An 11,301-nucleotide genomic window follows, 5' to 3' on the forward strand; every position below is an offset into this window, starting at 1 on the left:
AATGCCCAATGCCCAATGCCCAATGCCCAATGCCCAATGCCCAATGCCCAATGCCTATTTAGCAAGACCGTGTTCTAGAGCAAAACGAACTAACTCTGTACGGCTGTTAGTGCCAGTTTTACTAAACAAACGGCTGACGTACTTTTCTACATTGCGGACGCTAGTTTCCAAGCGACGGGCGATTTCTTTGTTCATCAACCCTTCAGCGACCAAGTTTAAAACACTTTGTTCTCTGGGAGTCAAATCAATTTTGAAAGGGGCTGGCGATTGGGAAATGGCATTTCTTTGAGTTAACAATGCCTTAATTTGGGCAATCTGATTGGCTAGTTCAGCAAGATCGGGGGTTTCAGCGTCATCTCCCGTACTTGCGGACTTAGCGGCGCGGCGGGCTAGCAAATTTTCGACTATAGCCACCAGTTCATCTGGATCAAACGGTTTGGGTAGATAGGCGTCAACACCAGCATGATAGCCTTGGATGCGATCGCCTGTCATACCTTTAGCAGTTAAAAATACTACCGGGAGAGCTTGGAAGCGAGGGTCTTCTCGCAGTTGCTTAAGGAACTGATAGCCATCCACCTGAGGCATCATCACATCAGAAATCACTAAATCAGGTGTATTCAGCTGCATCCATTCCCAACCTTCAAGGGCGTTACTGGCGACTTGAACGTTGAAACCGCTCTCTTGCAAATAGTCTTTCACGGCTTCCCGTATTCCTGGTTCATCATCTACCAGTAACAATTGTGCTGACATTTAAAATTTCCTTGAGTTTTCCTTTTTCCAATTTAGCGAAAGTTGACAGACATTGAACAAAAGCGATAAGGGAAATATGGTAAAGATATTGTCGTGTTTAGTGGCTCAGTGACCGTATATATAAGGTATAGAAATTGCAACTTTTCCTTATTTTTGATTCAAGGTCATCTTTTAGGAGACTTGCAAATAAAAAAATACTCATTAGACATCTCCAGAAATTAAATATAGGTTATCTAGAACCCTTGTATAGACGCGAAATTTCGCGTCTATACATTCTTTTTCGGAGATGTCTATTTATTTGTTGGACATTCTTTAGCAGGGAATTTGGGATAATTAATTGTATAGCCTGCCATCACCTAGAACCCAAACACTATGGTCTTGTCACTACAAGAAATTACCAGAGCTAGCTGAATCGCCAAAGAATATTTAGAAGAGGGCTGGCTAATTGACCTCAAAGGTAAACAGGTGGAAATTTATCGCTAGGGAAAAGAGAAGGAAGTGCTACTGTCGCCAAATCAGTTATTGGCGGAGGATATATTACCAGGTTTTGTCTTGGATTTACAGGGAATTCTCTGATAGCTTAATCTTTTACCATTGGACACAAGTAAGAAAAATAAACAATTAACTAATTACGAATTATTTTGAAATACCCCTTACCACTGAGGATTTGCCATAATTAATGCCTCTGCTGCCGAGCTATTTAATGGAACTGAGAAAAAATGTCCCTGGCCATATTCACAGTTGAACTTTCTTAGAAGTGCTAGTTGCTTTTTTGTCTCTACTCCTTCAGCAAGCACACTCACACCCAGCTTGTGTGCCAATGTGACAATTATCTCAATAATTTCTAAATTCATACTACTAGCGCCGATTGAGCTGATGAAAGAAGGGTCAATCTTCAACAGAGTAATCGGAAAGTTATAAAGACGACCTAATGAGGAGTAGCCTGTACCAAAGTCATCAATTGATAACTCAATGCCCATCTCTCGAAGTTGTAAGAGTATGGCAGTTGCCTTATCGCCATTTTCCACAATTACATTTTCAGTAATCTCTAGCACTAAAGTGCCAGCATCAAGACCTGTTGAATGCAAGATTTCTCCAATCTGCTCAATTAAATTCGGCTGGGAAAATTGCTTCAGGGAAAGATTGACACTGATTTTCTTTAGCAAGTTGGAATGATGGCACGCCCGCCAAGCTTGCATCTGGCGACAGGCTTCATGCAACGCCCAGTTGCCAATGGAGAAAATTAGTCCAGTTTCTTCTGCTAAAGGAATAAAATCTGCTGGATTAAGCAGACCACGCTCTGGATGCTGCCAGCGCAACAGAGCTTCAAAACCTAAAATAGAGCCACTAGTGAGCGAAACAATCGGTTGGTAATAAACCCGAAACTCACCACGTTCAATTGCTCGACGCAAATCGGACTCTAACTGCAATCTCGCCAGAGCATTAGCATACATATCTGAGTTAAATAGCTCATAACGCGCTCTCCCTAGCACCTTAGCTCGGTACATTGCTGTATCAGCATCCCTCAAAAGGTCTTCTGGGTGTTCATAGCCGACTATCGAACTCAACGCGATGCCAATACTTGCGGTTATAAACACTTCTTGTCCGCCAAGCTCAAAGGGTAACGCTAGTTCCTGTTGAATCCGTTCAGCGACTATGATGGCATCTGATACATCTTGGATTCCCTCAAGCAAGATTGTAAATTCGTCTCCCCCAAGCCGTGCGGCTGTATCTATGGAGCGTACACATAGTTCTAGCCTACTTGCAGCCGTAAGCAGTAATTGGTCTCCTTTTAAGTGTCCAAGACTATCATTGATCACTTTAAATCGATCGAGGTCGATAAACATTACAGCAAATACATAATCTGAATGCCGTTTTGAATAATTGAGGGCATGTGTTAGGCGCTTCATAAATGCAGCGCGGTTTGGCAGACCCGTCAGGCCATCGTGAAACGCCAGGTGCAGCAGTTGTGATTCGGCTCGTTTACGTTCTGTAATTTCAGCCAGCAATTTCTGATTTGCTTTTATCAATTCCTCTGTCCGTTCCGCCACCCGTATTTCTAATTCATTGTTAGCTCGGTACAACATTTCTTCAGCTTGTTTGCGTTCACTGATGTTGCACAGCAGCCAACGCCAGCCAAGCTGCTTCCCCTCAAGGTTGTATACCGCAGATGCTTTCACACTAGCAGGGAAAGCCTTTGCTCTTCGTGGTTTTAAGTTAATTTCCCAGTTCAGTAGCTGCTGCAAACGGTTCATCTGAAGGCTAAAGGACTGGCGGTCTTGTTGAGCAATAAAAACAATTAATGGTTTACCTACTAGATACTTTTGGCGGACACGGAGTAAGGTTGCTGCTGCATAGTTCGCCTCTTGGATTATCCCGGCGGTATCAGTTACCAAGTAACCATCTGGAGCGAACTCAAACAAATCTTGGTAACGTTGGCGCTCTTTCTCTACTGCCGCTCGTGTTATCTTTAACTCCTCGGAAGCTGTCAATAGTTCTTCCATTGCAATGTTGAGTTGCTCGAAAGCCTCTATTATGATGTCTTCTTGTGAGTTTGACTTAGTTCCATTGGATTGTAATAGTCCATGTACCTGTGAGCGCAATTTCTCTACCTGTTGGCTAAATCCATCCACGTTCATGTTGCTCAACTTACAAAACTATCGAGCGTAGCTGTAAATGAAGAGGGCAAAGGAAGCAAACCCCATGCCTTCATCGAAGCTCCAGACCCTATTGAGTAGGCAGGGAGCAGGTTACTTGAAAGAACGAACACGTTGTAAATAAATATCGCAGAACTTGCTTTATTGATTTACTAACTTATCTATCAATAATAGACTTATCCACAAATAAACCTCAAAATAGCTGAAACCCTTACATAGCTGGCTTTTTAGCTTATATAAAACAGGAACCTCTAAAACCCTCTCCAGAGCTAGGTTTCAGCCAAATAAAGTTCTCATTTCCGGATAAGTCTATTGAGGGAGCAATCAAATTTGTCCACCCTCAAATCAATTCTTTGCCCTATTCAATGCCACAGACTTGTCCATTAATAACCAAAGTGGAAAGCTGGAGCAAGCCCTACTTGCTGAGATTTTTACTTTATTAAATACAACTTATCAAAGTTAAAATTTTATCAACAACAGTATATTTGCTGTGTCTGTCTTTGGAAATAGTTCTTAAGATATATTTACTTTTGGGAGTTAATGAAAGAATAAAGTTTCAGTCAATGCTTTTGGACTGACCAGAGCGTTTGTTTTTTCTTACTTAGCTGCCTAGTAGTATGGGATGCTATGGAATGTCACACAATGAGAGGATTTCAGATAAAAAAGAGCAATCAAGTCATTGTATTAGTATTGTTATAAAAGCTCAATTATCTTGGCTTTCTCTGGCAGCTTGGTGTCTCGTTGCCCAACAGCACGCGCTCTAGCAGTGAACAAACCAATGGGAGTATTTAATAAATCTACAAAGGTGGCTTTACCCGCGATGCCTGCGGTGGTCACTGAGCTTGCCTGCCCTGAGCGTGCGTCGTTCGCGCAGCGTCTCGTAGAGAAGGGTCGAAGTGTGGGCTGCGCCAAAGCATTTTTAATATCCCTTGGTACTTCCTTCAACAACCAACGTATCAAACGATAACCGTATTCTTTGCGTGTCATCTCTGGCATCAAATCGACACCGTGCAGTTCGTGGAGATAGCGATTTGAGCGTCCATAGCGCCGCCATTGACTTTGCAATTCTTGAAGTGTAGCGCGGTGGCGGTGCTGAACGATCGCATTCGGGACAAATTCTAAACGCCCGATGTTTTCCCCCAAAATCCGCCAGCAAATGTCGGCATCGCCACCAGTGGTAAGATAGGGACGAAATAAACCCGCTTTTTCTAAGGCAATGCGTCGAATCGCCAAATTAGCCGTTTGACCATAGGGACGAAAAGAGTGACCAAGGGTATGCTTTTGTGACAAAGTTTCTTGACGGTCTGCGTGTTGTTCTAGCAGAGTTGTGCCTGGTAGTGCCAAAATTTCACCAGCGACAATTACCACTTCTTTGTTGACAAAAGGCTCAATTAATGCGTCTAACCATTGCGGTTGTGGGCGACAATCGGCATCGGTAAAAACTATAATTTCACCCGTAGCGGCGCGAATCCCGGTATTACGAGCAGCATAGGAGCTTTGAATTTGGTTTTCGCTCAACGGGTGAATTGTAATTGGACAATTTTCAGCAGATGTTTTGAGAATGGTGAAAGTGCGATCGCTACTATTATTGTCCACCAATAAGTACTCTACCTGGTCTGTTGGGTAGGTTTGAGACAATAGACAATTGAGCAAATCTGGTAAATCCGCCTCACCGTTATAAATAGGAACAACCACCGACACCATTGGTAAAAAGCTGGTGGCTATGGTTGCATTAACTGGCTGATGATTCATAAATCTGAGATTTTGCAGATGGGATTACTAGCTAGTATTCCCAAACCAAAATCCTGCAATGGTATATAAGCTGTTCCACATTTAAGAAAGCATATCTTGGGCGGCCGAGACGCCCACCCCACAAGAAATGTACAATTTCAGATTATGCAAACTAGATGTGATTTAGCTTATCAAGCAGTTTTTATCACTCCAGAAATTTGGATTTGGGAATACTACTGCGACCTCTGTTTTAAAAGGAGAGAGCCTTTGAATCTGACTCGCCTTCCCTTTTAGGGAAGGGGTTGGGGGTTAGGTCTATATTGCACTCAACTGTAAATTGCTATATATAAACACTTAGTAACAAATCATTGCCTAAAACTTCAAGTCACCGGCGCGGCTCATGGGTCGAATCGGTTGATTTGCTGGCGGCTGGGCAAAGTTTTTATTTGATAGAATTGCGATCGCCCGGGCATATTGTGGATCACTTTTAGTTCCGATTAAATTTGGATTAGAAGCCAACTGACGCTCTTGTGCCTCTGTCAAGTCTAGCTTAATATCTGGCGTAATCCCCTTGTGGTTAATATCAGTTCCGGCAGGGGTGTAGTAATGGGCAATGGTGACAGCCAAGCCGGAACCATCTGCCAGTTCATGAACTGACTGTACTAATGCCTTACCAAAGGTTTGACCACCTACGACTACCGCCCGCTTATTATCCTTGAGTGCCCCTGTGAGGATTTCGCTAGCACTAGCTGAATTACCATCTACTAAGACTGCCAAAGGACGATTTGTCAGAGCAGTGCGATTGGCTTTAGTTTCTTCACTGCTGCCTACACGGTCTACTGTCTTGACAATGCCGCCGTTATCGTACCACATCCGGGCAATTTCAATGCTGGCCTGTAACAAACCGCCAGGATTTCCCCGCAAATCCAAGACATAAGAATCAACTTTCTTAGTGTTCAAATCGCGGATAGCTCGTTGCATTTGCTCTGCGGCGTGGGCGCTAAATTCCCGCAAACGGATATAGCCAACGCGGCGATTCCCTTCTTGTCTGAGGGTATAACGGACTGTAGGTACTTCAATATTTGCCCTCGTCAGCTTCAGATCAAAAGCATTTTGCCCCGTGCGTCCCAGGCGTAGCTTGATGGGAGTGCCTGCTTTGCCACGAATTAGCTTAGAGGCATCATCCACTTTCATTTTGAGAGTGGGTTTGCCGTCAATTGCCAAAATTTCATCGCCTGCTTTGATTCCAGCTTTCAGGGCGGGAGAATTTTCTATGGCTTCGACAACAGTGAGCCGCTGAGTTTTTTGGTTCACTTCCATCCGAATGCCAATGCCAGAGACTTCCCCAGATGTTTGGCTAGTCAGGGCTTCAAACTGTTGGGGGTCCATAAACCGCGTGTAAGGATCTCCCAACTTTTGTAAAGCTTCGCGGATGGCAGTATAAGCTTCTTCACGAGAAGAATAGTCTTTGTTCAACAGGCTTTGTCTGGTTGCTTGCCAATCTTGTTGATTAAATTTAGCATCAACATATTCATGATTCACCACTTGCCACACTTGGTCAACTATCTGTTTTGGGCTGTCTTGTAGGGCTAGAGCGGCACGGACACCACGAGTCCAGGCGGGGCCGAACACAGATATAGCAGCAGTAGTGGCGATCGCTCCACCAATCAAGGCTACTTGGAGCGGAGAGTAACTTTTCGCAGATTGGTTCATGTATATCAGTTGGAATAATTGTGTTGTTGACAGTTTAACAATCAGGCTTTCTAGAAAACTTTAAGTTTTTATACCCCAAACTCAGCTATGCTCCCTTAATCATTTTTATCGTTGAATGATGCTGAAAATACTGCATTATTAACAACCATTTCTCAGTTTGTTAGACTTCTTCGGAAGGCTATACTGAATATGTGACACTTTTACCAGCGTCATGTTTGTACTTGTTGATTACTTTTATAAGATAGCACTTTGATCACTCGATTGCAGCACCGTTAGACAGCCATTAAATCATGTTTTCTTACCTAAGTCATGAAACGCAAATTTCCCATCAAATCATTAATTTCTACTAAAAAAAAAATTGCTAATCTGTGGCAATTGTTACAAAAACTAACTGGTGGATTGTACCTTATCCTGGGTGCTTGGCTGATTTTCACTACTATAACCTTAGTTTTTGCTTATTCGCAGCCAGTAGATGCCTTCTTTGTGCTTGGTGGCAGTATTCGTCGAGAAATTTATGTTGCCCAACAAGCAAAACAATACCCGCAAACCCCAATTTTAATTTCTCATGGTTCCCCAGACCCCTGTATACGGTTAATTTTTCAGCCGGAATTAGTAGAGTTACAAAACGTTTGGTTAGAAAAGTGCGCGAATTCTACCTTTGAAAATTTTTATTATGCTATCCCGATTCTGCGGCGTTGGGGAGTGCATAAAGTCATGTTGATTACCTCGCCAAGTCACTTACCCAGAGCCAAATGGATGGCACAGATTCTTTTAGGCGCTCATGGTATTTGGGTAGAGTCAGAGATTGTTCAGGAGTTGGGTGTTCCTGGTAATCGGGAATCTTGGACTAAAACTGCATTAGATTTAACACGCAGCCTATTTTGGGCGATTTTAAGTCAAATTATTCAACCGCAATGCTCAAATGTGACAAGACTTACTGAAGTAGATATGCAAGCTTGGGAGCATCGAGGTTTTCATTGTGAACACCAAGGGGGGTTGGAGAGATAACTTACTCGTAATGCGTCCACATGCGAATTATCTTGATTACTTGCTCGGATTCGATCACCTCATATACCAACCGATGCTGTATGGTGAAATATTACTTAAAGACTTTCTAGACCCAATGGGAATAACCCAAAGAGAACTTGCAGATGCACTTCACATTTCTGATCAGCGAATAAATGAGGTTGTAAATCAAAAGCGAGGTATTACACCTAGTACGGCAATCAGGTTATCAAAATTTTTTGGAAATAGCTCCAAGTTTTGGTTAAATCTCCAACAAAATTGGGAACTTTACTACGTTCTCAAGGAAGAAGAAGAGGAACTAAAAAGTATTTCGCAATTCAAAACCACGAAGTAGCGATCGCCTTGAAAATTAAGCAATATATTTGCATAAAAGAATCGCAATTAGGCGTAGTTTAAAAACATCTCACTTTTATAAAAATAATTTAGCGATCATTCTGTAGGAAATGGGACACTTAGCACGCTTCATCTCAAGCCATATTGAATTTGGTTATTGGGCTGCTGTCAAGGTTTGTAGTCCATGTAATTCCAATATTTCAAACCAACCCAATCTCCATGTTCAGTAAGACCAAACTTGTACCCATATCCAACATCCCAAAAGCAAAACATATATCGTTGAATTTGTTGGAAATTGTTACGCATGAATTGGGTAACAGGTTTTTCTGATGAACCTGCATCATATGAGGGTAGTGCCTTGTCGTTAGACATCGCTTCTGCTGATTGCATTTAAAGGAGAATTAATGCAAAAGTTCCCAATCTTGCAGCATCAAAATAGCATCTCTATACAAAGAAAAATCCACCTGGTGAACTTCAATTGCTTGTCCGATTCCTTGTAGAAGGGTGATTGTCAATTTTCCTCCCAAGTGTTCACGGAACTCGGTAAGCCCCCTAAATATACAGTGCGGATGGTCTAGTTGATCTAATTGCTCTGTCAGTGCTGATACGTACAAGGTAAAACCTAATTTCTTGAGTGTACTTAGAACCATTTGCCACTCAGATTGCAAGAGTTGCCCTATTAAATATGAATACGTCGTGTCCAAAGCAATGCCGATCGCTACAGCTTCACCATGACGTAGACTGTAATTAGTTAAATGCTCTAGTTTGTGAGCAGCCCAGTGTCCAAAATCTAAAGGACGCGATGAACCCATTTCAAAAGGGTCGCCGCTACTAGCAATATGCTCTAAGTGCAACTGGGAACAGCGATAGATTAGCTTTTCCATTATGTCCATGTCTCGATTAGCCAATTTATCGGCATTAGTCATAATGAAATCGAAGAAATATGCATCTTTAATCAGCGCTACTTTCACCGCTTCTGCAATACCCGATCGCCAATCTCGATCATCAAGGCTAGTAAGAAAATCAAAGTCATTCAAGACAGCATGAGGTGGCATGAATGTACCCAAAAAGTTTTTCTTACCAAAGGCGTTGATTCCGTTCTTTACCCCTACACCCGAATCATTTTGCCCTAATACTGTTGTCGGTACTCGTAGCAGCCGAATTCCTCGGTGAGCTGTTGTTGCTGCGTATCCTGCCATGTCTAGGACGGCTCCGCCTCCAATTGCTAAGACATAGGAGTGACGGCACAATCCAGATGCATTGATCTGCTGATGAATTTGCTCTATAAATCTAGAATCGTTCTTGACTGTTTCTCCACCTGGAACTACTATCGGCTCACCGCTCAACGTCAGTACATCTTCATAATACTGGGCGTAAATTGATAATTTTTTGAGCAACCCATCCTGATACTGTAAAAATCCTGCATCTACCACTGCTAGGACTTGTTTTGGGGTTGTCTCCCTATCTGCGGTAATCACTTGTGCGAGTAAAGGATTATCTAATTGAAACAGACCTCTAGTGAAGTGAACATCATAATTGAAGGTCACGCGGACACATTGGTTAATTGGTTGCAGATTAAGAACAGTTTTTTGTTGAATAGCCATTGGAATATTATTGCTTTTTAAGTAATTGTAAATAGATGCGATTATCCAATTATAATTGGCAGGAAAGTGAACACAAAAAATCCATTTAACACTTCAGTCTTAAAATGATTTACTAAACCAATTCTAGATATTAAATAAATCATATTTAAGCGCCTTTATCCTAGTAGATAAAGTTGAAAAAAACATTAAGTTACAATTTATATTGATGCCTAGACTTTATATCTAAGGTTGGTAAGGTAAATCATTATTACATAAAATTCTAATTTTTCTCCGTAAGATAATTTTAGGATTTATCTAATCAAAATGGTATCTTTACAGTATCTTATTTAAAATCAGGGGATTTTTATAGATTCAGTGAAGTTATCAACTCAGGAGTATATTATTTAGCTGCCTCAATCACAAATTATCAAGTTTAGTGGTAGATTTTATACTTAGTTGTCAAAAAAAAGTTGGGCAACTTGTCTGAAATTCATCATGAGTAAAGTAAACAAGTTACTGCATCACTGGCTGTCAAAGTCTATTTCAGAGAAAGCTTTTGCTTGGCTAGAACAGAAGCAGGCACAGATTGCTAGCGGCGCTGCTGAACGAGTCTTTTTTACAGCTTTTAGTGCTGTGCCGCGTTATTCAGGTAAACAGGATTTGCAGCTAACATTCCAGGACTTGGAAGCAGCACAGGATATGATTCCCGGTTGGTATCCTGGTCATTGGAGTGTAGATCAAGCAGGTCGCACACTCTTGCTTCTAGCTTTGCCCCACGATGATGCCCAGGGGTATGTGCGATCGCTTGATCAAGTCTTCTCCACTGCCGATATGGGGGAGTTAGTTGTCCTTTATCAAAGTTTGCCGCTTCTACCACATCCAGAGTTACATCGCCACCGTACTGCTGAGGGAATTCGCAGTAATATGAGTAATGTGTTCCAAGCCATAGCACTGCATAACCCTTATCCAGGGGATTATTTAGATAATGCTGCTTGGAATCAGATGGTGCTGAAGGCTGTGTTTGTCGGCAGTCCGTTGCATCTAATTTGGGGTCTCGATCGGCGTGCTAACCCAGAATTGGCGAGGATGTTGGCAGATTATGCCCATGAACGTTGGGCAGCTAAACGCTCAGTTACGCCAGAACTTTGGCGAGCTGTAGGGCGGTTTGCGGATAGCGCAATCATTACAGATTTGGAAAAAGTACTAGCTAATGGGGATATAGACGAGCAAGCAGCAGCAGCGTTAGCTTGTGCTGAGTCTCTTTTACCCCAAGCGCAAGTATTACTTTCACGTTACCCAGATTTACAGTCATCTATTCAACAAGGTAATCTGACTTGGAGCAGTTTTAGCCGCGATGCCTGCGGCGGGCTGCGCCAACGCCTCTTTGGTTACAAATAAAAGGGAGTGAGAAGTGGGGAGTGGGGAGTGGGGATGAGGGAGATGAGAAAAAGAACCAATGCCCAATGCCCAATGCCCAATGCCCAATGCCCAATGCCCAATGCCCAATG

General features: G+C 42.4%; 9 protein-coding genes. 3 read left to right on the forward strand and 6 right to left on the reverse strand.

Annotated features, from left to right (window positions below; translation table 11 throughout):
* Positions 1–54 precede the first annotated feature (54 nt).
* The 4 genes from PUQ00_RS30210 to ctpB all read right to left on the reverse strand — a co-directional run bounded on the left by PUQ00_RS30210 (position 55) and on the right by ctpB (position 6,851).
* Complete coding sequence (locus tag PUQ00_RS30210) at positions 55–750, reverse strand: response regulator transcription factor (RefSeq protein ID WP_292762893.1); 696 nt, start codon at positions 748–750, stop codon at positions 55–57.
* Between the two features lie 653 nt (positions 751–1,403).
* Complete coding sequence (locus tag PUQ00_RS30220; RefSeq protein ID WP_300423443.1) at positions 1,404–3,389, reverse strand: EAL domain-containing protein; 1,986 nt, start codon at positions 3,387–3,389, stop codon at positions 1,404–1,406.
* Between the two features lie 711 nt (positions 3,390–4,100).
* Positions 4,101–5,159, reverse strand: coding sequence for a glycosyltransferase (locus PUQ00_RS30225; protein WP_300423444.1), 1,059 nt, complete (start codon positions 5,157–5,159; stop codon positions 4,101–4,103).
* Positions 5,160–5,510: 351 nt separating this feature from the next.
* Positions 5,511–6,851, reverse strand: a complete 1,341-nt coding sequence (ctpB, locus tag PUQ00_RS30230) for a carboxyl-terminal processing protease CtpB (protein ID WP_300423445.1) — start codon at positions 6,849–6,851, stop codon at positions 5,511–5,513.
* 309 nt (positions 6,852–7,160) lie between these two features.
* Here ctpB and PUQ00_RS30235 point away from each other — a divergent pair, with 309 nt between their 5' ends.
* Together PUQ00_RS30235 and PUQ00_RS30240 are read left to right on the forward strand one after the other, a co-directional pair.
* Positions 7,161–7,859: a YdcF family protein gene (locus PUQ00_RS30235; protein WP_300423447.1), complete on the forward strand. Its 699-nt coding sequence runs from the start codon at positions 7,161–7,163 to the stop codon at positions 7,857–7,859.
* A gap of 10 nt (positions 7,860–7,869) precedes the next feature.
* A complete protein-coding gene (locus PUQ00_RS30240; RefSeq protein ID WP_300423448.1) occupies positions 7,870–8,211 on the forward strand; it encodes a HigA family addiction module antitoxin in 342 nt (113 codons plus the stop codon).
* Positions 8,212–8,378: 167 nt separating this feature from the next.
* Here the strand turns inward: PUQ00_RS30240 and PUQ00_RS30245 are convergent, their stop codons facing one another.
* Both PUQ00_RS30245 and PUQ00_RS30250 read right to left on the reverse strand, forming a co-directional pair.
* Positions 8,379–8,582, reverse strand: coding sequence for a hypothetical protein (locus PUQ00_RS30245; protein WP_300423449.1), 204 nt, complete (start codon positions 8,580–8,582; stop codon positions 8,379–8,381).
* Positions 8,583–8,611: 29 nt separating this feature from the next.
* Positions 8,612–9,814, reverse strand: a complete 1,203-nt coding sequence (locus PUQ00_RS30250) for a 3-dehydroquinate synthase (protein ID WP_300423450.1) — start codon at positions 9,812–9,814, stop codon at positions 8,612–8,614.
* A 474-nt stretch (positions 9,815–10,288) separates the two neighbouring features.
* Between PUQ00_RS30250 and PUQ00_RS30255 the strand changes: the two genes are divergently transcribed.
* On the forward strand, positions 10,289–11,191 hold the full coding sequence (locus PUQ00_RS30255) for an EboA family metabolite traffic protein (protein ID WP_300423451.1): 903 nt from the start codon (positions 10,289–10,291) through the stop codon (positions 11,189–11,191).
* The last annotated feature ends 110 nt before the right edge of the window (positions 11,192–11,301 follow it).

This window comes from Nostoc sp. S13 (genome assembly GCF_029379315.1).
Classification (GTDB): Bacteria; Cyanobacteriota; Cyanobacteriia; order Cyanobacteriales; family Nostocaceae; genus Nostoc.